At 68.7% G+C, this 23,006-nt stretch carries 25 protein-coding genes; 14 read left to right on the forward strand and 11 right to left on the reverse strand.

Annotation, left to right across the window (positions count from 1 at the left end):
* The first annotated feature begins 47 nt into the window (after positions 1–47).
* The 3 genes from rbfA (at position 48) to BOSE46_RS04435 (ending at position 2,718) form a co-directional block, all read left to right on the forward strand.
* Complete coding sequence (rbfA, locus tag BOSE46_RS04425; RefSeq protein ID WP_159538612.1) at positions 48–488, forward strand: 30S ribosome-binding factor RbfA; 441 nt, start codon at positions 48–50, stop codon at positions 486–488.
* Positions 481–1,362: a tRNA pseudouridine(55) synthase TruB gene (gene truB, locus BOSE46_RS04430; protein ID WP_159538614.1), complete on the forward strand. Its 882-nt coding sequence runs from the start codon at positions 481–483 to the stop codon at positions 1,360–1,362. Before rbfA ends, truB begins: the two co-directional genes overlap by 8 nt.
* A gap of 105 nt (positions 1,363–1,467) precedes the next feature.
* A complete protein-coding gene (locus tag BOSE46_RS04435; RefSeq protein WP_159538616.1) occupies positions 1,468–2,718 on the forward strand; it encodes a phosphatidylserine/phosphatidylglycerophosphate/cardiolipin synthase family protein in 1,251 nt (416 codons plus the stop codon).
* On the opposite strand, the gene BOSE46_RS04440 is transcribed toward BOSE46_RS04435, so the two are convergent.
* Positions 2,715–3,467, reverse strand: coding sequence for an SDR family NAD(P)-dependent oxidoreductase (locus BOSE46_RS04440; protein WP_159538618.1), 753 nt, complete (start codon positions 3,465–3,467; stop codon positions 2,715–2,717). The genes BOSE46_RS04435 and BOSE46_RS04440 overlap by 4 nt on opposite strands.
* A gap of 126 nt (positions 3,468–3,593) precedes the next feature.
* Here BOSE46_RS04440 and BOSE46_RS04445 point away from each other — a divergent pair, with 126 nt between their 5' ends.
* Complete coding sequence (locus BOSE46_RS04445) at positions 3,594–4,088, forward strand: hypothetical protein (protein WP_159538620.1); 495 nt, start codon at positions 3,594–3,596, stop codon at positions 4,086–4,088.
* Between the two features lie 56 nt (positions 4,089–4,144).
* On the opposite strand, the gene BOSE46_RS04450 is transcribed toward BOSE46_RS04445, so the two are convergent.
* Genes BOSE46_RS04450 through BOSE46_RS04460 form a run of 3 tightly spaced genes read right to left on the reverse strand, consistent with a single transcriptional unit; the run spans position 4,145 to position 6,525 of the window.
* Entirely contained in the window at positions 4,145–4,804 is a 660-nt protein-coding gene (locus BOSE46_RS04450) for a response regulator transcription factor (protein ID WP_159538622.1), read from the reverse strand.
* Positions 4,801–6,204: an ATP-binding protein gene (locus BOSE46_RS04455; RefSeq protein WP_159538624.1), complete on the reverse strand. Its 1,404-nt coding sequence runs from the start codon at positions 6,202–6,204 to the stop codon at positions 4,801–4,803. Before BOSE46_RS04455 ends, BOSE46_RS04450 begins: the two co-directional genes overlap by 4 nt.
* A gap of 6 nt (positions 6,205–6,210) precedes the next feature.
* On the reverse strand, positions 6,211–6,525 hold the full coding sequence (locus BOSE46_RS04460; protein WP_159538626.1) for a hypothetical protein: 315 nt from the start codon (positions 6,523–6,525) through the stop codon (positions 6,211–6,213).
* Positions 6,526–6,636: 111 nt separating this feature from the next.
* Here BOSE46_RS04460 and BOSE46_RS04465 point away from each other — a divergent pair, with 111 nt between their 5' ends.
* Entirely contained in the window at positions 6,637–7,563 is a 927-nt protein-coding gene (locus BOSE46_RS04465) for a bifunctional riboflavin kinase/FAD synthetase (RefSeq protein ID WP_159539371.1), read from the forward strand.
* A 13-nt stretch (positions 7,564–7,576) separates the two neighbouring features.
* Here BOSE46_RS04465 and BOSE46_RS04470 read toward each other — a convergent pair whose 3' ends face one another.
* Complete coding sequence (locus BOSE46_RS04470) at positions 7,577–8,479, reverse strand: SGNH/GDSL hydrolase family protein (RefSeq protein WP_159538628.1); 903 nt, start codon at positions 8,477–8,479, stop codon at positions 7,577–7,579.
* A 221-nt stretch (positions 8,480–8,700) separates the two neighbouring features.
* Here BOSE46_RS04470 and rpsO point away from each other — a divergent pair, with 221 nt between their 5' ends.
* The 3 genes from rpsO (at position 8,701) to kynU (ending at position 12,679) form a co-directional block, all read left to right on the forward strand.
* A complete protein-coding gene (gene rpsO / locus BOSE46_RS21410) occupies positions 8,701–8,955 on the forward strand; it encodes a 30S ribosomal protein S15 (RefSeq protein WP_056215938.1) in 255 nt (84 codons plus the stop codon).
* A gap of 226 nt (positions 8,956–9,181) precedes the next feature.
* Complete coding sequence (locus BOSE46_RS04480) at positions 9,182–11,410, forward strand: polyribonucleotide nucleotidyltransferase (protein WP_159538632.1); 2,229 nt, start codon at positions 9,182–9,184, stop codon at positions 11,408–11,410.
* 72 nt (positions 11,411–11,482) lie between these two features.
* Positions 11,483–12,679 (forward strand): kynureninase, encoded by a 1,197-nt coding sequence (kynU, locus tag BOSE46_RS04485; RefSeq protein ID WP_159538634.1) that lies wholly within the window; start codon positions 11,483–11,485, stop codon positions 12,677–12,679.
* A 3-nt stretch (positions 12,680–12,682) separates the two neighbouring features.
* On the opposite strand, the gene BOSE46_RS04490 is transcribed toward kynU, so the two are convergent.
* On the reverse strand, positions 12,683–13,342 hold the full coding sequence (locus BOSE46_RS04490; RefSeq protein WP_159538636.1) for a hemerythrin domain-containing protein: 660 nt from the start codon (positions 13,340–13,342) through the stop codon (positions 12,683–12,685).
* 85 nt (positions 13,343–13,427) lie between these two features.
* On the opposite strand from BOSE46_RS04490, the gene dapB reads away from it, so the two are divergent.
* Entirely contained in the window at positions 13,428–14,171 is a 744-nt protein-coding gene (dapB, locus tag BOSE46_RS04495; RefSeq protein ID WP_159538638.1) for a 4-hydroxy-tetrahydrodipicolinate reductase, read from the forward strand.
* 4 nt (positions 14,172–14,175) lie between these two features.
* Here dapB and BOSE46_RS04500 read toward each other — a convergent pair whose 3' ends face one another.
* Genes BOSE46_RS04500 through BOSE46_RS04515 form a run of 4 tightly spaced genes read right to left on the reverse strand, consistent with a single transcriptional unit; the run spans position 14,176 to position 16,185 of the window.
* Positions 14,176–14,481 carry an AzlD domain-containing protein gene (locus tag BOSE46_RS04500; RefSeq protein ID WP_159538640.1) on the reverse strand — a complete coding sequence of 102 codons (306 nt, stop codon included), beginning with the start codon at positions 14,479–14,481 and terminating at the stop codon, positions 14,176–14,178.
* On the reverse strand, positions 14,478–15,149 hold the full coding sequence (locus tag BOSE46_RS04505) for an AzlC family ABC transporter permease (RefSeq protein WP_159538642.1): 672 nt from the start codon (positions 15,147–15,149) through the stop codon (positions 14,478–14,480). Before BOSE46_RS04505 ends, BOSE46_RS04500 begins: the two co-directional genes overlap by 4 nt.
* Positions 15,146–15,688 (reverse strand): GNAT family N-acetyltransferase, encoded by a 543-nt coding sequence (locus BOSE46_RS04510; RefSeq protein ID WP_159538644.1) that lies wholly within the window; start codon positions 15,686–15,688, stop codon positions 15,146–15,148. The genes BOSE46_RS04505 and BOSE46_RS04510 overlap by 4 nt, the downstream gene beginning before the upstream one ends.
* Positions 15,685–16,185 carry a hypothetical protein gene (locus BOSE46_RS04515; protein ID WP_159538646.1) on the reverse strand — a complete coding sequence of 167 codons (501 nt, stop codon included), beginning with the start codon at positions 16,183–16,185 and terminating at the stop codon, positions 15,685–15,687. The genes BOSE46_RS04510 and BOSE46_RS04515 overlap by 4 nt, the downstream gene beginning before the upstream one ends.
* A gap of 50 nt (positions 16,186–16,235) precedes the next feature.
* On the opposite strand from BOSE46_RS04515, the gene BOSE46_RS04520 reads away from it, so the two are divergent.
* Positions 16,236–17,030 (forward strand): thymidylate synthase, encoded by a 795-nt coding sequence (locus tag BOSE46_RS04520; RefSeq protein WP_159538648.1) that lies wholly within the window; start codon positions 16,236–16,238, stop codon positions 17,028–17,030.
* Positions 17,027–17,500, forward strand: coding sequence for a dihydrofolate reductase (locus BOSE46_RS04525; protein WP_159538650.1), 474 nt, complete (start codon positions 17,027–17,029; stop codon positions 17,498–17,500). The genes BOSE46_RS04520 and BOSE46_RS04525 overlap by 4 nt, the downstream gene beginning before the upstream one ends.
* A gap of 108 nt (positions 17,501–17,608) precedes the next feature.
* On the opposite strand, the gene BOSE46_RS04530 is transcribed toward BOSE46_RS04525, so the two are convergent.
* Complete coding sequence (locus BOSE46_RS04530) at positions 17,609–18,397, reverse strand: thioesterase family protein (RefSeq protein ID WP_159538652.1); 789 nt, start codon at positions 18,395–18,397, stop codon at positions 17,609–17,611.
* Positions 18,398–18,451: 54 nt separating this feature from the next.
* On the opposite strand from BOSE46_RS04530, the gene dapA reads away from it, so the two are divergent.
* The 3 genes from dapA (at position 18,452) to BOSE46_RS04545 (ending at position 22,962) form a co-directional block, all read left to right on the forward strand.
* The gene (dapA, locus tag BOSE46_RS04535) at positions 18,452–19,360 is read left to right on the forward strand and encodes a 4-hydroxy-tetrahydrodipicolinate synthase (RefSeq protein WP_159538654.1); all 909 of its coding nucleotides are present in this window, start codon (positions 18,452–18,454) and stop codon (positions 19,358–19,360) included.
* A gap of 10 nt (positions 19,361–19,370) precedes the next feature.
* On the forward strand, positions 19,371–21,050 hold the full coding sequence (locus tag BOSE46_RS04540) for a ribonuclease J (RefSeq protein WP_159538656.1): 1,680 nt from the start codon (positions 19,371–19,373) through the stop codon (positions 21,048–21,050).
* 352 nt (positions 21,051–21,402) lie between these two features.
* Positions 21,403–22,962, forward strand: coding sequence for an MFS transporter (locus BOSE46_RS04545; protein WP_159538658.1), 1,560 nt, complete (start codon positions 21,403–21,405; stop codon positions 22,960–22,962).
* The last annotated feature ends 44 nt before the right edge of the window (positions 22,963–23,006 follow it).

Genomic DNA, 23,006 nt, shown 5'->3' on the forward strand with positions numbered 1-23,006 from the left:
TCAGGGCCACGGAAGTTATGACGCAACACGACTTTCAGGAGGAAATCATGGCTGGACCTCGGATCCACAAGGTCGCCGACCGGATCAAGGTCATCGTCGCGCAGATGCTGGAGCGCCGGGTCAAGGATCCGCGCCTCGGCTTCGTGACGATCACCGACGTACGCATGACCGGTGACGGCCAGCAGGCCTCGGTGTTCTACACCGTCATGGGCGACGAGACTGCGCGAGCCGAGACCGCCGCTGCACTGCGCAGCGCCACCGGCCTGATCCGCTCCGAGGTCGGCAAGCAGCTCGGCACCCGCATCACCCCGTCGATCGAGTTCTTCCTCGACGCCGTCCCCGAGACGGCCAAGGAGATCGAGGACCTGCTCGCCAAGGTCAAGGAGTCCGACGAGGAGGTCGCCTCGCGCTCGGCGGGTGCGCAGTATGCCGGCGACCCCGATCCGTACAAGAAGAAGGACGAGGACGACGCGGAGCTCGATGACTGACGCTCCCGTCTCCGGGCTCGTCGTGGTCGACAAGCCGGCCGGCTGGACCTCGCACGACGTCGTGGGCCGCATGCGCCGCATCGCCGGCACCAAGAAGGTCGGCCACTCGGGCACGCTCGACCCGATGGCGACCGGCGTCCTCGTGCTCGGCATCAACCGCGCGACGCGGTTGCTCGGCCACCTGACGCTCGTCGACAAGGAGTACGTCGCGACGATCCGGCTCGGCCAGGCCACCGTCACCGACGATGCCGAGGGCGAGATCACCTCGTCAGCACCGGCGTCGCACATCGACGAGGCCGCCGTGCGCGCGGTGCTGCCGGCCTACACCGGTGACATCCAGCAGGTCCCGTCATCGGTCTCAGCGATCAAGGTCGACGGCGTGCGCTCGTACGCGCGGGTCCGCGGGGGCGACGAGGTCAAGCTCGCAGCGCGGCCGGTCACGGTCTCGGTGTTCGAGCTCGGTGAGCTGCGCGTCGACGGCGACGTGGTCGACCTCGACGTACGCGTCGTGTGCTCCAGCGGCACCTACATCCGGGCGCTGGCTCGCGATGTCGGCGCCGACCTCGGTGTCGGCGGCCACCTGACGATGCTGCGGCGTACGCGCGTGGGTGCGTTCGCGCTCGACCAGGCGCACACTCTCGAGGAGCTCGAGCAGGACCTCGTCGTGGCCGGGCTCGACGACGTGGCGCGCGCGAGCTTCCAGTCGTACGACCTGCAGGAGCGCGAGGCCTCCGACGTACGCTTCGGTCGCTCACTCACCGGCATCGACCTCGGCGCTCCCGGTGCCGTCGCGGTGTTCGCCCCGAGCGGCGAGTTCCTGGCGCTCTACGAGCAGCGCGGCGGCGTCGCCAAGCCCGTCGCCGTCTTCGTCTGAGTAGATCCCCGCTGGGAGTGACGTTTGGGTCGCGACTCGCCGTGCGACCCCGACCGCAACGTCACTCCCAGCGGGGATCGGCTGATCGCTAGGGTGAGAGACATCATGCGCATGCGCCGACCGTCGACCCGCGGCATCCTCAAGCGGGCCCTGACCACGCTGCTGTCGGCGCAGTTCCTAATCGTCGTCGCCCTGATGGTGACTACCAAGGTCCGCAAGATGATGCGCGGCGGCAAGGGCAGCGACACGTTCCCGGTGACCGCGCCGTCGCCGCTCGGGGTCGGTGACGGCAACACCGCGACCGTCTACACGTACGGCTCCGACCTGTTCGAGGACATGCTCGAGGCGATCGGCAACGCCCGCGAACGCGTCCTGTTCGAGACCTACATCATCAAGGACGACGCGATGGGCCGCCGGTTCAAGCAGGCGTTGATCGACGCCGCCAACCGGGGCGTCGACGTCTACGTCATCTACGACGGCTTCGCCAACCTCGTCGTGACCCCGAGCTTCCTGCGGTTCCCGGCACCGATCCACGTCCTCCGTTACCCCGTCTTCGCCACGGGCTGGCGGTTCTTCAGCCCGCGCCAGATGGGCCGTGACCACCGCAAGGTGCTGGTCGTCGACGACGAGGTCGGCTACGTCGGCGGCTACAACGTGGGCGCGCTGTACGCCTCGGAGTGGCGCGACACGCACCTCAAGATCGAGGGACCGTCGGTGTGGGACCTCGACAACGCGTTCGTCGACTTCTGGAACCTGCGTCGGGGCCGGAACGCGCGGATCCTCAAGGAACGCGGCGACGCGAGCTGGGAGCCGCAGATCCGGGCGCACCGCAACGTGCCGCGCCAGCTGCTGTTCCCGATCCGCGGGATGTACATCGAGGCGATCGACCGCGCCCGCGACCACATCTACATCACGGCGGCCTACTTCATCCCCGACCGTGACATCCTCCAAGGGCTGCTCGACGCGGCGGCCCGGGGCGTACGCGTGAAGATCCTCGTGCCGGAGATCTCCAACCACGTCGTCGCCGACTGGCTCTCCCGCGGGTTCTACTCCCAGCTCCTAGACGGTGGCGTCGAGATCCTGCTCTACCAGGATTGGATGGTGCACGCCAAGACCGCGACGATCGACGGTCGCTGGACGACGATCGGCACCGCCAACATCGACCGGCTCAGCCTGACCGGCAACTACGAGATCAACCTCGAGATCCTCGACGACGCGCTCGCGGCACACCTGGAGAAGGTGTTCGAGACGGATGCGTCGAACGCGCGCGTGCTGACCCGGGCCGAGTGGTCGTCGCGGCCGCTGGTCGCCAAGGCGTGCGAGTGGATCCTCGCCCCGCTGCGGCCTCTGCTCTAGGAGATCGGACGGCGTTCGTCGCCGTCGAGGACCACGACCTCGCCGCCTGAGGACGGATCGACGACGAGACGCACGATCTCGTCCACGACCTGCCCGACCGGGACGAGCGGCGGCGCCGAGATGCGGTCCTCGGGATCGAGCTCGGCGAGCTGCTGCCGCGCGCGGGGGAGGGCGATCCACCCCGGCACGACGCAGCTGACCCGCGGGCCGGAGCGCTGATCGAGGTCGCCCAGCGCGGTGGTGAGACGAACGATGCCGGCCTTGGCGACGGCATACTCCGGCGACGCGTAGGGCGTGGTCTCGACCCCGGCGACCGAGGAGACGTGGACGAACGCGCCACCCTCGGCGATCGCCGGGCGGGCGACTTGCAGCAGGCGCATCGGCGCCATCAGGTTGAGGTCGAGGACGGCCATCCAGTCGGCGGGCTCGACGTCGGGGTAGTGGGACTCGAGACCGTCCCACCCGCCTGCGTTGCTGATCACGGCAAATAACGGTCCGCGCGCGGCCGCCAGGTCGACCGCCGACGCCAGTTGGTCCGGGTCGCGTACGTCGGCCACCACCGCCTGAGCGCTGCCGCCTGTCGCCGCGATGCGGCCGACGAGCTCCTCAGCAGTTGCCGCATCAGGGTCGAGCAGCACGACGTGGGCGCCTCGGGCTGCGAGCTCGGACGACACCGCCTCACCGAGTCCGGAGGCGCCGCCCGTCACGAGGCTCACGGTGTCGCGCAGGTCGCCAGCGTCAGAGATCACCTCTCCGACGCTAGGTGCGACCACGGACAGCCGCCACATGAGAGACCTCTCATGAGCGGCTCACGCACGGCTCACGTCCCGCCGTCAGCTTGGTGTCATCAGCAACCCCCGAATGAGGAGATCATCATGGACAAGTTCATCCGTGCAGGAGCCGTGGCCCTCGTTGCCACGGTCATCGTCGGAACCGCTGGCATCGCCGTGGCCCGCAACGGCGGCGACGACACCCCGGATCCGGTCAACACGACGGCCACCACGCCGCCGCCCAGCTCCACCCACGATGTCGATGACGACAAGGGCGGTCTCCGCGATCGGGACGACCGCGACGAGCCGGGCGACGACCGCGACGACCGCGACGACCGCGACGGTCGCCACGGAGCGGACGATCCCGCCGATCACGACGACAAGGGCGGCCTGCGCGATCGGGACGACCGCGACGAGCCGGGCGACGATCGCGATGATCGCGACGGTCGTGACGATGACGATCGCCGCGGTCACCACGATGACGACGACTCGGACGACCGCAGCGGTCACGGGTCGGACGACGACTCGGACGACGACAGCGGCCACCACGGTGGCGACGACTCGGACGATCACAGCGGTCACGGGTCTGACGACGACTGACAGCACCAGCCGCACGACGACCGGGAAGGACGTCCCTCCCGGTCGTCGTGCCGTGCTCACTCGACGCGATAGCCGATGCCGCGAACCGTCGTGACGAGGTCGGCACCGAGCTTCTTGCGGAGGTAGCCGACATAGACATCGACGACGTTGGAGCCCGGGTCGAAGTCGTAGCCCCAGACCTGCGAGAGCAGCTGCTCTCGGGACAGGACGAGGCCGCGGTTGCGCATCAGGACCTCGGCGAGGGTCAGCTCACGAGCTGACAGCTCGACCTCGCGGTCACCGACGTACGCTCGACGGCGCCGCAGGTCCAGCCGCACCTCGCCGACCGAGAGATCGTCGTCTGGAGCGGGGTCGCCAGGCGTACGCAGCCTCAGTCGTACGCGGGCGAGCAGCTCGCCGAACTTGAACGGCTTGGACATGTAGTCGGCGGCACCGCCTTCGAGCGCCGCCACCGTGTCGGTGACCGAGTCGCGCGCCGTCAGGACGATGACCGGCAGGGCCGTCCGCTCCGCCGTGACACGTTCGAGGATGCGGAACCCGTCCATGCCGGGCAGCCCGATGTCGAGCACCATGAGGTCGAACTCGCCGGTGAGGGCGTAGTCGAGGCCGGTGATGCCGTCGGCGACGACGGTGGGGGTGAAGCCTTCGGCCTTCAGGCCCTTGGCCACGAACGAGGAGATGCGCTCCTCGTCCTCGACGATGAGGATGCGATTCACTCGATCTGACCTCCAGTCGGGAGGCGGAGCCTGAACGTGGCACCGACCTCGGTGTCATCGATCACGACCTCGCCATCGTGTGCCTCGGCGATCGCGGCGACGATCGACAGCCCGAGGCCGAAGCCCTCGTCGTCGCGATCGCCTCGCGTGAAACGTTCGAAGATGTGGGTCCTCTGGGCGGGGTCCACCCCGGGACCGGTGTCGCGAACCCACAGCTCCAGGCTGCCCTCTTGGATCCGTGAACCGATGCCGATCTCGTCACCCGGCTGCGTGTGGCGCGCCGCGTTGTCAGAGAGCTGCAGCAGCGCCTGGGTGATGCGCTGGCCGTCCAGCAGGGCAGTCTGCCGGGCGACGCCGTCGAGCAGCCATCGGCGATCTGCCAGAGCGCGGGCCCGGTCGATCGCGCCGTGGGTCAGCGCTTCGACGTCGGTCGGACGTGCGGAGACGAAGTCCGGGCGCTTCGCCTTGGCGAGCATCAGGAGATCGTTGACCAGCCGCGACATGCGGTCGGTCTCGTCGAGGAGCAGCGCTCGCGTGGCCGCGACGTCCTCGGGATCCGAGACGTCGAGCACCTCGAGGTGACCGCGCAGGACCGTCAGGGGAGTCCGCAGCTCGTGGCCGGCGTCGTCGAGCAGCTGGCGCTGCGTCACGAAGGCGGACTCGAGACGGTCGAGCATGTCATTGAACGTCTGCTGCAGGTCGGACAGGTCGTCGTGACCTGTGACCTCGAGGCGGGCGCTGAGATCCCCGTCGCTGATGCCGCGGGCGGTGTCGCGCAGGCGGCGTACGGGCCGCAGCAGGCGTCCGGCACTCCATGAGGCCAGGCCGGCTATCAGGATGACCGAGAGGGCCGCGAGAAGCGCGTACGTCAGCATCAGCTCGTGCAGGTCGTCGCGACTCGAGCCGACGTCGTGCACCACCACGAACGCGGCCGACTGGGTGCCTGCGCGGACGGGCTGGACCGCGACCCGGTACGTACGGCTGTCGATCTCCAGCGTGCGCGTGCCGCCCTTCTCCTTCAGCTGTTCCACCAGCGCTGGGAATGCCGCTGACTTCTGGAGCGTCGCGTCGTACTCGCCCTGGTACTTCGGCGTCCCGCTCGTCGGGAACGCGAAGAGCTCCTCGTTGTCGTCCGGCAGGTTCCGTTCGAGGAACACCTCGAGCAGCCGGTCGGCGGACGCGAAGCGGCGCTGGGTCTGCGGGTCCGGCTCCTTCTGGAGTGCCCTGAACTCACCCGTCTCCTGGCTCAGGCTCGTCTCGATGGCGCGATCGATGCGACGGGACTCCAGGACGTACAGCGTGAGCCCGACGGCGACGAGCGCCAGCGAGGTGAGCAGGGCGATCGTGACCGTGAGCCGCTGTCGCACCGAGAGGCGCGACATGGAGGGAAGGACCGCCATCAGGCCTCAGTCATCTTCTGGATGGTCGCGACCACGACTGTCGTCGTCCCCGCCACGGCCCTTGCCGCTGTGGTCATCATCATCGATGTCCTTGGGTGGCGTCACTTCGCGCTCGTAGTCGTCGTCATCGTCATCGTCGTCGTCCGACTTGGTCGTGGTGGTCGGAGTGGGTGTGGGCGTGGCAGACGGGGTGATGACGATCGGCGTGATGTCCCGCGGCTCGGGGTCAGCGCCGGCGGAGACCCGCATCGCAATGACGACGACGAGCGCCAGCGCGATGACGGCGAGCGCCGCAGCGGGGAGTCGTCTGCGCAGGTCCATGCGCCCAGCCTGCCGCATGCGTGTGCGCCGGTCGATGAGGTGCCGATGAGAGAGTTCTTAGGTTTGGCTCCCGCGCCGCCGTGAACTGCGGTGTGGCACAGTTTTCCCGTGATGATCTGGCGCGACTTCCGAGGTGCTGCGACGGATCCGCGGTCCGAACCGTCAGCCGTCACGGTCGGCAACTTCGACGGCGTCCACCGCGGTCACCAGCACGTGCTGGCGCGCACCCGCGACCTGGCCGACGGGCTGCCGGTCATCGCCGTCACGTTCGTTCCGCACCCACTCGCGGTCGTACGCCCCGAGCAGGCGCCCGCGAGGCTCACGACGATCGAGCGCCGTGTCGAGCTGCTGCGCGCAGCCGGTGCCGACGAGGTGCGCATCCTCAACTTCACCGCCGAGATGGCGGCCTGGTCACCGCAGGAGTTCGTCGACCGGGTGCTCGTCGAACAGCTCGACGCCGGGCTCGTCGCGGTGGGCGAGAACTTCCGATTCGGGTCCAAGGCCAGCGGCGACACGACGTTCCTCCGTGAGGCGGGGGAGCGGGGCGGCTTCGCGGTCGACGGGCTCGCGCTCGACGGTGGCGCCGTGCCCTACTCCTCGACCCTCGTACGCGCGTTGGTCGCCGAGGGCCGACTCGTCGACGCCGCCGAGGTGCTGGGCCGGCCGCACGAGGTGTCCGGCGTCGTCACCAAGGGTGACCAGCGAGGCCGTGAACTGGGCTTCCCGACGGCCAACGTCCCGGTCGACGAGGCGTACGCCGTGCCGCCCGACGGGGTCTACGCCGGCCGGCTCGTGCGCGCCGACGGCGAGCGCCTTCCTGCGGCGATCTCGGTTGGGACCAACCCCACGTTCGACGGCGTCGAGCGACGCGTCGAGTCGTACGTGCTGGACCGCACCGACCTCGAGCTCTATGGCGAGGCGATCCGTGTCGAGCTGGTCGACCGGCTGCGCGGGATGGTGAAGTACGAGGGCGTCGATCCGCTCATCGCGCAGATGCACCAGGACGTCGAGGAGGCCCGCGCGATCCTGGCCGACTGAAGCCCGGCGCCTGCTAGTTCTTCGCGAGCTGCGCCTCGACGGCACGGGCGACCGCCTGCATGCCGGCCAGCCGCGGGTGGAACGCGATGCCGTCGTCGTCCTCGACGGTGCCGCCGTTGGTCCATGCCTTCGCGCCGGCGCACGCGTCGTGGCCGCGTGAGGCGTCGCGCATCGACACGTACGGGACGTCGACCTCTCGCGCGGCATCGGCGAGAGCCTGGTCGAGTGCCCGCTCGGCGCCGGCCACGGCGGCCGCATCGGCGGCAGGGATGCCGATCGTCGCGCAGCTGCCCGACTCGGGCATGATCCGCAGGTAGCCCACCAGCAGCACGGTCGCTTTCGGTGCCTTGGCGCGTACGTCGTCGAGCACCGCCACGATGCTCGACACGGTCTGCCGCAGGATCGCCGGCGCCGAGTCGCGGGAGAACTGGCCGCATGCGCCGTGACCGCCCGTGCAGGCGGAGATGAGCGAGGCGAACAGGTTGCCGTCATTGCCGCCGATGCCGACCGTGACGAGGTCGGTGGCGGGCCGCACGGCATCGAGCTGTGGCGGCGCCGCGCCGGGTCCGGTGCCGTCGCGCAGGACGTCGCCCGTGGTCGCCCCGGCACAGCTGACGTCGGAGAACGCCTTCGCACGGAGCGCGCGGGCGAGCAGCGACGGCCAGTTGTGGTCCGACCTGAAGCAGAACGCGCCGTCGGGGCGGATGTCGGCGAGTCCGGGCCCCGCGGTGAACGAGTCGCCGATCGCCACGTACGAACGTACGGCCGGAAGGTCCGGGGTCCTGCTGGGCGCCGGGGTCATGGTCGTGGCTGTGCGCGTCGGCGTCGGCGCCGGCTCATCAGGCGACGACGAGCAGCCGGCGAGCAGCACGACGATCGCGGCGGCAACCGCTGCGATGCGACCCGACGACGACATGCCGACGACGCTAGCCGTACGGTGGTCACCGCTCGGTGGTGGACGGCTGCATGGCCCACCGGCGATTCGCCCCGGGAGCAGTGGCGCTGATACTCTGGACGTTGCCGTCTGATCGGCCACGGATCCAGAGTGCCCCGGTGGACAAGCCCGGGCGCGCCGTGCAACGGAACCCCCAGAGGAGAACAGTGTCAAAGAAGACTGCTGCGCCCACGGTCGCAGGAATCGCCAAGGAAGACATCATCAAGCAGTACGCGCTCAGCGACGGCGACACCGGATCCCCTGAGGTCCAGATCGCTCTTCTGACGGGTCGCATCTCGCACCTGACCGCGCACCTGCAGGAGCACAAGCACGACCACCACAGCCGTCGTGGTCTGCTGCTCCTCGTCGGACAGCGTCGTCGTCTGCTCAACTACCTGCAGAACAACGACATCGAGCGCTACCGCTCGCTCATCGAGCGTCTCGGTCTGCGCCGCTAGACCCCTGAGGCGGTCACTCCCCGTGGAGTGACCGCCTTTTCTCACAACTGCACATCGCACCACCCATGACGAGAGTGCTCAGGCACGACGAGCTCGGTCCTCGGTAGTGGCCCTCGGGATGTTCCGCACGGAATGCCCGCAGGCCTCGATCGAAGACCGACACGGTTTCACCGCCGCACAGCCTCTCGTCCCAACAGGCAGGCATACGCCTGCGGAAGGGACTTCCATGTCGGAATCCACACTTCACACCGCTGAGACAGTCATCGACAATGGCAGCTTCGGCACCCGCACGATCCGTTTCGAGACGGGCGTCCTCGCCCAGCAGGCCGCCGGCTCCGTCGCGGCCTTCCTCGACGACGACACGATGCTCCTGTCGGCCACCACGGCCGGCAAGCACCCCAAGGACCACTTCGACTTCTTCCCCTTGACGATCGACGTCGAGGAGCGGATGTACGCCGCCGGTCGCATCCCGGGCTCGTTCTTCCGCCGTGAGGGACGCCCCAGCGAGGACGCGATCCTCACGTGCCGCCTGATCGACCGCCCGCTGCGCCCGACCTTCAAGAAGGGTCTGCGCAACGAGGTCCAGGTCGTCATCACGGTCCTGGCGCTCAACCCCGACACCCCGTACGACGTCCTGGCGATCAACGCGGCCTCCGCGTCGACCCAGATCTCGGGCCTGCCGTTCACCGGTCCGGTCGGCGCCACGCGCGTCGCCCTGATCGACGGCCAGTGGGTCGGCTTCCCGACGCACAGCCAGCTCGAGAACGCCGTGTTCGACATGGTCGTCGCCGGCCGCATCGCTGGTGACGACGTCGCCATCATGATGGTCGAGGCCGAGTCGACCGAGTCGACCTGGGACCTCGTCCAGAGCGGTGTCCAGGCGCCGACCGAGGAGATCGTCGCCGGTGGCCTCGACGCCGCCAAGGTCTTCATCAAGCAGCTGTGTGAGGCGCAGATCGCCCTCGCCGAGACGGCCGCCAAGCCGGTTCGCGACTTCCCGATCTTCCTCGACTACGAGGACGACGTCTACGCAGCCGTCGAGTCCGCCGCCAAGGCCGACCTGGCCCAGGCCCTCACGATCGTCAGCAAGGCTGACCGCGAGGAGCGCGAGTCCGAGATCAAGGCCGACGTCATCGACAAGCTCGGTGAGCAGTTCGAGGGTCGCGAGAAGGAGATCGGCGCTGCCGTTCGCGCCGTGACCAAGGCTGTCGTCCGCGAGCGCGTCCTGCGCGACAAGGTCCGCATCGACGGCCGTGGCCTCGAGGACATCCGTGCCCTCAGCGCCGAGGTCGGCATCGTCCCCCGCGTGCACGGCTCCGCGCTGTTCCAGCGTGGCGAGACCCAGATCATGGGCATCACGACGCTCAACATGCTGGGCCTCGAGCAGAAGCTCGACACGCTCTCGCCCGAGACGTCGCGCCGCTACATGCACAACTACAACTTCCCGCCCTACTCGACCGGTGAGACCGGCCGGGTCGGTTCGCCGAAGCGCCGCGAGATCGGTCACGGTGCCCTTGCGGGCCGTGCGCTCCTCCCGGTCCTGCCGACGCGCGAGGAGTTCCCCTACGCGATCCGTCAGGTGTCCGAGGCGCTCAGCTCCAACGGCTCCACCTCGATGGGTTCGGTCTGCGCCTCGACGCTCGGCCTGCTCAACGCCGGTGTGCCGCTACGCGCGCCGGTCGCCGGCATCGCGATGGGCCTGATCTCCGGTGAGATCGACGGCAAGCAGACGTTCGTCACGCTGACCGACATCCTGGGAGCCGAGGACGCCTTCGGCGACATGGACTTCAAGGTCGCCGGAACGCGCGAGTTCGTCACGGCCCTGCAGCTCGACACCAAGCTCGACGGCATCCCCGCCGACGTGCTGGCCGGCGCGCTGACCCAGGCGTACGGTGCTCGCGTCGCGATCCTCGACGTCATGGCCGAGGCCATCGACGAGCCGGACGAGATGAGCCCCTACGCTCCGCGGATCATCACGATCAAGATCCCCGTGGACAAGATCGGTGAGGTCATCGGCCCCAAGGGCAAGATCATCAACCAGATCCAGGACGAGACGGGCGCCAACATCTCGCTCGAGGACGACGGCACGGTCTACGTCGGTGCGGAGAGCGGCGACGCTGCCGAAGCCGCACGTGACGCGATCAACGCCATCGCCAACCCGACGATGCCCGAGGTCGGCGAGCGCTACCTCGGCACCGTCGTCAAGACGGTCGACTTCGGCGCGTTCGTGTCGCTGGCTCCCGGTCGCGACGGCCTGCTGCACATCAGCAAGCTGCGCGACCTCAACGGTGGCCAGCGCGTCAACAACGTCGAGGACGTCGTCAAGGTCGGCCAGAAGATCCAGGTCGAGATCGCCGAGCTCGGCGACCGTGGCAAGCTCTCGCTGGTCCCGGTCCTCGAGGACAAGGGTGACGAGGCTGCTCCGGCCGAGGAGCCGGTCAGCTCCGACGCCTGATCCGTACGTTTGAGGAGGGCCCCGTCGCAGTGCGGCGGGGCCCTTCTGCAATGTTCGTGAGAGCATCAGCCGGTGACGACACCCCATGACGTCCTGGATGCCGCCGACCCGTTGGCCGCGTTCCGCGACCGCTTCGTGATCGACGACGACCTCGTCGCCTACCTCGACGGCAACTCCCTCGGCCGGGTGCCGAAGGCGACGGTCGAGCGCCTCACGACGTTCGTCCGCCAGGATTGGGGCAACCGGCTGATCCGCGGCTGGGACGACTCGTGGGTCGACCTGCCGGTCACGGTCGGTGACGAGCTGGGCGCAGCCCTCCTGGGTGCGGCGCCGGGCCAGACCGTCATCGCCGACTCGACCTCTGTCAACATCTACAAGCTGCTGCACGCCGCAGCCGGCATACGCGCCGATCGCGACGAGATCGTGATCGACGCGACGAACTTCCCGACCGACCGCTACCTCGTCGAGTCCGTGGCTGCCTCGCGCGGCATGACGGTGCGCTGGCTGCAGCCCGACCTCGTCGACAACGTCACGGTCGACGTGCTCGCCGAGGCGCTGGGGGAGCGTACGGCAGTCGTCGTGCTCAGCCAGGTCGACTACCGCTCCGGGACGCTCGTCGACCTGCCCGCCATCACGCAACTCGTGCACGGCGCCGGCGCGGTGGTGATCTGGGACCTCTGCCACTCGGCCGGGATCGTGCCGATCGACCTCGACGCCGCGCAGGTCGACTTCGCGGTGGGCTGCACCTACAAGTACCTCAACAGCGGCCCCGGCGCGCCCGCGTTCATGTATGTCGCCGAGCGCCATGTCGGCGCGGTGACCCAGCCGATCGCCGGGTGGTGGAGCGCCGCCGACCTGTTCGCGATGTCCGAGACGTACGAGGTGGCCCCGACGATCCGGCGCATGCTGAGCGGCACGCCGTCTGTGTCCGGCATCATCGCGGTGCAGGAGGGCGTACGCCTGATCGCCGAGGCCGGCACCGACGCGATCCGCGCGAAGTCAGAGGCGCTGACGGCCTACACGATCGAGCTGCTCGACGAGGCGGGTCTCGAGGTCGTGACTCCCCGCGAGGCCGCGCTGCGCGGCAGTCACGTCACGGTGCGGCACCCGGACGCACGGCGCATCACCGATCAAATGATCGCCCGCGGTGTGGTGCCGGACTTCCGCGAGCCGGACCTCATCCGGCTCGGCCTCTCGCCGCTCACGACGTCGTTCGCCGAGGTCGAGGCCGGAGTGCGGATCCTTCGTGACTGCATCCGCAACGCCTGAAGGTCAGCCCCGCAGGTCGGCGATCTCCTTCTCGTACTTCTTGCGACCCACCAGCTTGTAGAGCAGCCGCGCTGGCGGCGGCACTCGGGTCATGAACTGGGCGCGTTCCTCCGGTGTCTGGTCCTCGAGGATGTAGCCCAGCTGGACGAGCAACCGGTTCTTCGGCAGTGACGCCATGCCGGCCTCACCGACGGCACTCCACTCCTGCTGGGTCATCGACGTCTCAGCGACCGGGAGGATGTCGTCCTCCTCCTGGCCGAGGTGGGCGTCCAACGTGCTGCTGATCTCGTCCATGAGGGTTGCGAGGCTCTCACGGTGCTCAGCTGACCCGTCCGCCGCCCACGTCGAGGCACGTCCTTCGACCTGGTCGAGGAGGGCCTGCACCTGTTCGTGCTGCTGGCGCATGATGCCGACGTGGATCGCGCAGGCCGGGGCGCGCGTCTCGAGCTTGTCGAAGACCAGGGACTCCTCGCCGGTGTGGTGGTGATGCAGCATCTCGGAGATCTCGACGACGTGATCCCTGACCCGACCGGCCTTGGCGGTGTCGCCGGGGTCGACTGCTCGCACCATGGGTGGGGCGAGGCGGAACTCTCGGCGGAACACGCCGTGGATCATCCGCATGTCGTCGGTGTTGCAGCCGTACTCGGTCGATGTGTCACCCATCGCCGCACTTCCCGTCGTCGAAGGCCATCAGGATAGGTCGCCGCCCGGTGCCGCGTACCCGGATTGGCCTCGTACGATGAGGGCCATGACACGGGTCGCGGTGCTGGGCGCCAAGGGGCGCATGGGTTCGGAGTCGGTCCGGGCGCTGGGGGATGCTGAGGGCATCGAGGTCGTGGCCGAGATCGACGTCGACGACTCGCTCGACCTCGTCGCCGAGTCCGGCGCCGAGGTCGCGCTCGACTTCACGCAGCCGGCGGTGGCCCTCGACAACGTGACGTGGTGCATCGAGCACGGCGTCAACGTCGTGGTCGGCACGTCCGGCTTCGACGACGCCAGGATCGACCGCGTACGTACGCTGCTGGGTGACGCGCCCTCGACCGGCGTGCTGATCGTGCCCAACTTCTCGATCGGCGCCGTGCTGATGATGCGCTTCGCCGCCACCGCCGCGCCGTTCTTCGAGTCGATCGAGGTCATCGAGCTGCACCATCCCAACAAGGTCGACGCTCCGTCGGGAACGGCGACACGTACCGCCGAGATGATCGCTGCCGCACGCGCCGAGGCCGGGTCGCCTCCGCTGCCCGACGCCACGACGACCGATCCCGATGGTGCTCGCGGGGCGCTCGTCGCCGGCATCCCGGTGCACGCGGTCCGTGCCCGCGGGTTCACGGCGTCGCAGGAGGTGCTGTTCGGTGGCGCGGGGGAGACGTTCTCGATCCGCCACGACTCGATCGACCGGGCCTCGTTCATGCCGGGCGTCGTCGCCGCCGTACGCGCCGTGTCGGACCGCCCGGGCGTCACCGTGGGCCTCGACGCCGTCCTCGGCCTCTAGACCGTCAGAGCAGGCGTACCAGGGCGGCGACCAACGCCGCAGCGAACACGACCGGCAGGAACGGCACGCGCAGCGACAGCAGCACACCCGCGACGACCAGCCCGAGCAGGCGCGCGTCGATGCGGAGCGATCCGTCGTCGGCGAACACCTGCACCGCGATCAAGGCGCCCAGCAGCGCCACGGGGATCAGGTCGGCGGCGCGCTTGGTCGTCGGGTGGTCGAGCACTCGCTCAGGCACGGACAGGCCGGCGTACTTGAGGGCGAAGCAGCCCACGATCATGATCACGATGCCGACCCACAACGACGTCATGCTGCCGCCTTCGGGCGCCACAGCATGCCGAGCACGACGGCGGCACCCCCGCCGAGGATGATCGGCAGGCCGGCGGCGGTGAGCGGCACGAGGCCGAGGGCGACGGCCGCCCCGAACAGCGCGACCAGGCGGGCGTGCCACGACGTGAGCCGGGGCCACAGGAGCCCGAGGAAGGCCGCGCCGACCGCCGCATCGAGTCCGTACGTCTGGGGATCGCCGATCTTCTCGCCGGCCAGTGCGCCGACGAACGTCATGAGGTTCCAGAGGATGAAGATCGAGATACCGGTCCAGTAAAAGCCCAGCCGGCTCTGCCGGGTGTTCTCCCGCGTGACCGCCATGGCCGTCGACTCGTCGATCACGAAGTGCGCCGACGCGAGACGTTGAGCCCCCTTGAGGTTGAGCCTCTGCGCGAGGCTCAGGCCGTAGAACAGGTTGCGGCTGCCGAGCAGCACCGCGGTGAGCGCGCCGGTCACCGGGTTGCCGCCGGACGCGATGATGCCGATGAACGCGAACTGCGAGGCGCCGGTGAACACCAGCAGCGACAGCACGCAGGTCTGCAGGACGTCGAGCCCGGAGGTCGTCGAGATCGCGCCGAACGAGACGCCGTACGCGCCCGTGGCCAGGCCAACTCCCAGGGAGTCGACGATGACGGAGCGGTCCGTGGTCATCCGATGGCGGTGTGCAGCCGGATCTGCTTGAGGGTCTCCCCGGTCTCGGTGGCGAGCTCGCGGTGGGCGCCGTCGGGCTCCCAGCCGGACTCCGTGACGAACGTCCGCAGCGCGTCGTCCGTCGAGCCGACCCACCAGACGGCACGCGTGAACTTGTCGGCGGCGAGGGTGTCGATCGCGGCCTGCAGAAGGCGCGATCCGTGCCCGGCACGCTGGTGCTCGGGGTCGATGACGAACTCGCCGATCTCGCCGTCGGCGACCTGGTCGGCGTCGGGGTCGTAGCACGGGTGCACGAGGGCGAATCCGCGTACGGCGGCCCGCTCCAGCGCCACGAGCACCCGCATGCGCGCGTCCTTGGGCGAGCTGAGCGTGGTGGTCCAGCGCTCGGCGAGCTCGTTCTGGTCGACAGACTCGAGCACCTCGGCCGGGATCAGGTCGGCGTAGCTCTCACGCCAGCTGGCCAGCTGGACGCGGACGATCGAAGTCGCGTCGTCCGGCCAGGCCAGACGTGCGCTGACGTCGGCGGTGGGCCCCGTCATGCCTCGAGGAAGCTCTCGACGAGGTGCGACTCGGCACCTTGCGAGTCGAGCATCGCCGCGGTCATCGAGATGTTGCGCAGGCTCGGCCAGGTCTCCCAGCCGATGACCGCGAGTCCGGGGAACCCGGCGATGACCAAGGGCCATCCGCCGTAGTCGCCGACGAACGTCACGACTCCGGCAGGCAGGAGGGTGGCGAAGCAGTAGAAGAACTTGCGGACCGTCTGGGCCGCGAACACGCCGACCGCCTCGTTGCGCAGGTCGTGCGGCGGCGCGTCGACCGGCAGAGGTGAGGCAGTGAGCCACACCCGCTCGGCGAAGAACGCGCCGATGGCGATCGGGACGACCAGGGCGACGGCAAGCCACGCCGGCGGGTAGTCGGCGTCGGACCCACCGAACATGAAGAACAGCAGCACCAGGAAGCCGCCGACCAGCCCGATCTGCAGGAGGGCGAAGTTGCGGACCTCTTTGGGAGTTGCGTCGTATTCAGCGCTCGGCATGGTGAGAGTTTCGCACACGATCTGTCGGCTGGGATTGATAGTCTGCGGACATGCGGGCCTACCTCGATCTCGTCCAGCGGATCCTCGACGAAGGGGTCGCCAAGGGCGACCGCACGGGCACCGGCACGCGCAGCGTCTTCGGGCACCAGATGCGGTTCGATCTGAGCGAGGGCTTCCCGCTGGTGACGACCAAGAAGGTGCACCTCAAGTCGGTCGTGGCCGAGCTCCTGTGGTTCATCGCGGGCGACACCAACACCGGCTACCTGCGCGACAACGGGGTGACGATCTGGGACGAGTGGGCCGACGACAACGGCGACCTCGGACCGGTCTACGGCTACCAGTGGCGCTCGTGGCCTGCCCCCAACGGTCAGCACATCGACCAGCTCGCCGCCGTGATCGAGCAGATCAAGGCCAACCCCGACTCCCGCCGCCACGTCGTCAGCGCGTGGAACGTCGCCGAGCTCGACGCCATGGCCCTGATGCCCTGCCACGCGTTCTTCCAGTTCTATGTCGCCGACGGCAAGCTGTCCTGCCAGATGTACCAACGATCGGCCGACGTGTTCCTCGGCGTGCCGTTCAACATCGCCTCCTACGCGCTGCTGACCCACATGGTCGCGCAGGTGACGGGTCTCGAGGTCGGCGACTTCGTGCACACGCTCGGCGACGCGCACCTATACGTCAACCACCTCGACCAGGCGCGCGAGCAGCTCACCCGTGAGCCCCGCGACCTGCCCGAGCTGTGGCTCGACCCGTCCGTCACGTCGATCGACGGGTTCACCCTCGACTCGATCAAGGTGACCGGCTACGACCCGCATCCCGCGATCAAGGCCCCGATCGCCGTATGACGGTCACGATCGTCGTGGCGATCGGGTCCAACGGAGTCATCGGCAACAACGGTGAGATGCCCTGGCCGCGCACCGGTGACCAGCAACAGTTCAAGACGCTGACGATGGGTCACCCGATCGTCATGGGCCGCACGACGTACGAGTCGATCGGTCGCCCGCTGCCGGGTCGTACGTCGATCGTGCTGACCCGCAGCCCCGACTGGCATGCTCCGGGGGTCGAGGTCGCGCACACGCTGACCGACGCACTGGCGCTGGCGCTGGGCCGCGACGACGAGGTGTTCCTGATCGGCGGCGCCCAGGTCTACGCCGAGGCGCTGGCCGAGGGTCTCGTCGACCGCATGGTCGTCACGCACGTACGGCTGGCGCCCGATGGCGACGCCTGGTTCCCCGACCTCGACTGGTCGGCCTGGACCGAGACCAGCCGCGACACCTACGACACGTACGACATCGCGACCTACGACCGCACCTGACCGACCGGGCGCCGGCCGTGATGTGGCGGCAGATCAACCGTCTGAGTCCGCGTGCGGCGCCGAAACGGTTGCTCTCCCGCCAAATCTTGGGGCGCGCCCCTCTTGGGGCTACAGGAGGATCGCGAGCTGGCGGCTCTGGGCCACGAGGTTGCCGGCCTCGTCCCACAGCTCGCAGTCCTCCTCGTGGAAGCCGTTGATGACGTGGCGGGTCGTCAGGCGAGTCGCGATCCAACCTGGCACCGGGCGGCGGTGCAGGTGGACCGTGAGCTGCACGGACATCGACTGCGCCTCGCCGATCTCGAGCACGGGCGGGGCGTACGAATCGCAGAGGAACGCGAGGGCCGGCAGGTCGATCTCGCGGCCACCGGTGAGGCGTTGCCAGATCTCCGCCGTGGGGTCACCGCTGGGCTGGCCCAGCGCCCAGCCCGGTGCCGAGCCCAGCCGGTAGTCGACCCGGTCGAAGATGGTCGAGGCCGGCATCGCGTCGGGGAAGTCCTTGGGATCGAGACAGTCGTCGGGGGCCGGCAGCGCCGGGGGAGCGCCCAGCTCGATCGACCGCCCACCCGTGCGGGAGCCGAAGCTCGCCAGGAGCTGCGCGATGTGCCGGTCGCCCTCCCAGAGCGCCGCCTCGCCGGTCTGGACACGGCGACCATGTCGCAGGGAGCTCGTGCGCAGCTCGGCCGCCCCCGTCTCGGGGGAGGCGAGGTAGGTGATCGCGCCCACCATCGGGTCGTCGGCACCCATCTCCTCGCCGAGGCCACGCAGCATCGCCGCGAGGATGTAGCCGCCGTTGGGCTTGCCGAGCGGCGTGTTCCACCGGTCCGTCAACGTCAGGTCGCGAACGCCGTCGCCCCGGGGCACGGATGCGGTGTCGAGGTCGTAGATGTCTTCGTCCACGTGCTCATCCTGCCGGTCGCCGCCGACACCGGCTCAAGCGGTAGCCTCGTGGGTATGACGTCGCCGCTCGCCACCGAGGCTGCGCCCTTCGGGCGCGTGCTGACCGCCATGGTCACGCCGTTCACCCGCGAGGGTGAGCTCGACCTTGCCGACGCGCAGAAGGTGGCGACCTACCTGGTCGACCAGGGCAGCGACGGACTCGTCGTCAGCGGGACGACCGGCGAGTCGCCGACGACGACGGTCGCCGAGGACGGACGCCTGCTGGCAGCCGTGCTCGAGGCCGTGGGAGACCGCGCCACCGTCGTGGCCGGCGTCGGCACCAACGACACCCGGCACTCGGTCGAGCTGGCCGAGCAGGCCAAGAAGACCGGTGCGCACGGCCTTTTGCTGGTGACGCCGTACTACAGCAAGCCCCCGCAGTCGGGCATCCTCTCGCACATCGAGGAAGTCGCACGGGCAGGCGACGACACGCCCGTCATGCTCTATGACATCCCCGGCCGCACCGGCGTCACGATCGCCAACGAGACCTACGCCAAGCTGGCCGACCACCCGCTCGTGATCGCCATGAAAGATGCGCTCGGCGACCTCAACCGGGGCGCCTGGCTCATGCACGAGACCGGCATCAAGATCTACTCCGGCGACGACCCGGTCAACCTGCCGTGGCTCGCCATGGGCGCCAGCGGCATCGTGAGCGTCGTCTCGCACGCCGCCGCCGCCGCGTACGCCCAGATGGTCGCGGCGGTCGATGCCGGCGACCTCGCCACCGCACGCACGATCAACGACCGACTGCTTCCCGCCGTCAAGGCGATGATGACCCACACGCAGGGTGCGATCACGTCGAAGGCTGCCTTGCAGCTTCTCGGAGTGGTCGACCACCGCACGATGCGTTCACCACTCCCCGAAGCCACCGACGAGGAAGTCGCGATCGTTCGCGACGGCCTGGTTGCTTCGGGCCTTCTCTGAAAGCTTCTGAATGAGCCACATGCACCTCGAGCTCGATCCGCCTCCCGCACTCCCCGAAGGCGCCCTGCGCGTCATCCCGCTCGGCGGGCTCGGCGAGATCGGCCGCAACATGACGGTGTTCGAGTACGGCGGCAAGCTGCTGGTCGTCGACTGCGGCGTCCTGTTCCCCGAGGAGCACCAGCCCGGCGTCGACCTGATCCTGCCCGACTTCGGCCCGATCCGTGACCGCCTCCAGGACATCGTCGGCATCGTGCTGACCCATGGCCACGAGGACCACATCGGCGGTGTGCCCTACCTGCTGCGCGAGCGCAACAACATCCCGGTCATCGGCTCGCAGCTGACGCTGGCGTTCCTCGAGCCCAAGCTCAAGGAGCACCGCCTCAAGGAGGCGCCCAAGTACGTCGTCACCGAGGGTGACGTCCAGTCGTTCGGGCCGTTCGAGCTCGAGTTCGTCGCGGTCAACCACTCCATCCCGGATGCCCTCGCCGTCGCGATCAAGACGCCGGCCGGCGTCGCGCTGCACACCGGCGACTTCAAGATGGACCAGCTGCCGCTCGACGGCCGCATCACGGACCTGCGGGCGTTCGCGCGTCTGGGCGAGCAGGGCGTCGACCTGTTCCTCACCGACTCGACCAACGCCGAGGTGCCGGGCTTCACGACGTCCGAGCGCAACATCACGCCGGCCATCGACGCAGTGTTCGCGAGCAGCACCCGGCGCATCATCGTCGCGTCGTTCGCGTCGCACATCCACCGCGTCCAGCAGGTCATCGATGCCGCCGCCAAGCACAACCGCAAGGTCGCGTACGTCGGACGGTCGATGGTGCGCAACATGCAGATCGCGCGCGAGCTGGGCTACCTGCACGTGCCCGACGGCGTCGTGGTCGACAAGATCGATGCCGCTCCGCCGCACCAGATGGTGTTGATGTCGACCGGTTCGCAGGGTGAGCCGATGGCCGCGTTGTCGCGCATGGCCAACAACAGCCACCAGCAGGTCAGCCTCGAGCCCGGCGACACTGTCCTGCTCGCCTCCTCGCTGATCCCCGGCAACGAGAACGCGATCTACCGCGTCATCGACGGGCTCACCAAGCTCGGCGCCAACGTCGTCCACAAGGGCAACGCCCTGGTCCACGTCTCGGGCCACGCATCCGCGGGCGAGCTGCTCTACTGCTACAACATCGTCAAGCCCACCAACGTGCTGCCGGTGCACGGCGAGATCCGTCACCTGCACGCCAACGCCAAGCTCGCGACCGCGACCGGCGTGCCCAACGTCCTGCTGGCCGAGGACGGATTCGTCATCGACCTGGTCGACGGTCACGCCTCGATCACGGGCGCCGTGCAGTGTGGCTACGTGTACGTCGACGGCTCGTCGGTCGGCGACCTGACGGACTCCGAGCTCAAGGACCGTCGGGTCCTCGGCGAGGAGGGTTTCATCTCCGTCGTCGTGGTCGTCGACTCGACCAACGGCAAGATCGTGTCCGGCCCCGAGATCCACGCCCGCGGCATCGCTGAGGACGACTCGGCGTTCGACGAGATCCTGCCCAAGATCGTCTCGGCGCTCGAGGAGTCGATGGCCGAGGGCAACCACGACTCGCGTCAGCTGCAGCAGGTCGTCCGCCGGGTCCTGGGCTCGTACGTCGGTCGCAAGCTCCGCCGCCGCCCCATGATCCTCCCGGTCGTCATCGAGGCCTGAGTACGATCCCGTTCGCTAGTGAGGCCGCCCGCGGCCGAACGGGAGCGAGCTCTGCGAGCGAAGCGTCGTGGGACGCTGAGCTTGAGCGAGCCTGGACCTCACGACCCTTCGGTCGCTCGTTCCGCCCCCTGCTCGCAGACCTCGCGGGGGTACCCCCAGCTCCCTCCCGGCCTCGTTCCTCGGCCTAGGGGCCGGGCCGGGTGCTCGCGAGTTCTCACACCAGGCCCCACATGACTGTGCGGACAGTGTTACGTCGTTCTCATCGCGAGGTCTGCTGGTCTGAAACACGCGCTGCCTAGTTTCAGGGTTACAGATCCGGCGCAGTGCCGGGTCCATGACCACGGAGCGTTCCATGACCAGTGTCGTCAGCAGTCCTCCAGAACAACAGCCGACCCCACCGGCCGCTGCGCGCCGCACCGGCAAGTGGATCGACGAGTGGGAGCCCGAGAACCCCGCGTTCTGGGAGTCCACCGGTCGTGCGGTCGCCAAGCGCAACCTGATCTGGTCGATCTTCGGTGAGCACCTCGGCTTCTCGGTGTGGCTCCTGTGGAGCGTCAGCGCGGCCCTCCTGACCAAGGCCGGCTTCGCCTTCACCCCCCAGCAGCTCTTCTGGCTCGTCGCGGTCCCGAACCTCGTGGGCTCGCTGCTCCGCCTGCCCTACACGTTCGCGGTGCCGAAGTTCGGCGGCCGCAACTTCGCGGTGTTCAGCGCCCTGATGCTGGTGATCCCGACGCTGCTGTTCGCGTTCTTCGTGCAGCGACCCGACACACCGTTCTGGGTGTTCATCGTGATCGCCGCGACGGCCGGCGTGGGTGGCGGCAACTTCGCCTCCTCGATGGCCAACATCAACTTCTTCTACCCGACCCGGCTCAAGGGCACGGCGCTCGGCCTCAACGCCGCGGGCGGCAACTTCGGCGTCTCGGTCATCCAGTTCTTCCTGCCGATCATCGTCGGTGGCGCCGGCGCGTTCGGCCTGGTCAAGGCCAGCCAGAGCGGAATCGTGCTCCAGCGTGCGGGTTACCTGTACGCGGCTCTCGCCGTCGTCGCGGCCATCACGGCGTACTCCTTCATGAACAACCTCAGCGCCGCCTACTCCAAGCCCCGCGAGCAGCTCGCCGTCGTGAAGTACAAGCACACGTGGATCATGTCGTTCCTCTACATCGGCACGTTCGGCTCGTTCATCGGCTACTCCGCTGCGATGCCGCTGCTGATCAAGATCAACTTCTTCCGCTCGCCGGTCCCGACCGCGTCGATCGGCATCAACTTCGCCTACTACGCCTTCCTCGGCGCTCTCGTGGGTTCGCTCACGCGTCCCGTCGGCGGCTGGCTGGCCGACAAGTACGGCGGCGCGAAGGTCACGTTCGTGACGTTCATCGTCATGATCATCGGCACGCTGACGGTCTTCTACACGCTGACGCAGCTCAAGACGGTCCCGACGGCGCCGCCGGAGAAGCTCGCCGCCTGGGCCAAGGACCCGTCGACGTTCCCCGGCTTCACCCCCGAGGTCGTCTCGGCGGTCAACCACAACTCCGACATCTTCCCGTTCTTCCTGATCGCGTTCCTGTTCGTGTTCGCGGCGACCGGCATCGGCAACGGCTCGACGTACCGGATGATCCCGTTGATCTGGAAGAGCTATGCACTCCAGACCGGCGCCGACGGCACGCCTGAGCGGGCCGCCGCCGAGAAGAAGTCCACCAAGGAGGCCTCGGCCGTCATCGGCATCGCCGGAGCGGTCGGTGCTCTCGGCGGGTTCCTGATCCCGATCACGTTCAGCTCCCCGTGGGTCGACGACCCGGTCGCAGCGGTCAAGAACGCGTTCATCGTTTTCGCGGTGTTCTACGTGATCTGCCTCGCCGTGACGTGGGTCTTCTACCTCCGCCCGAAGTCGCTCATGACGAAAGTCGGCGTATGAGCACCCCAGCGAAACGCGCCCCCCGCGTCGAGCAGTCGCGAGAG

The organism is Aeromicrobium sp. 9AM, from assembly GCF_902506105.1.
Lineage (GTDB): Bacteria > Actinomycetota > Actinomycetes > Propionibacteriales > Nocardioidaceae > Aeromicrobium.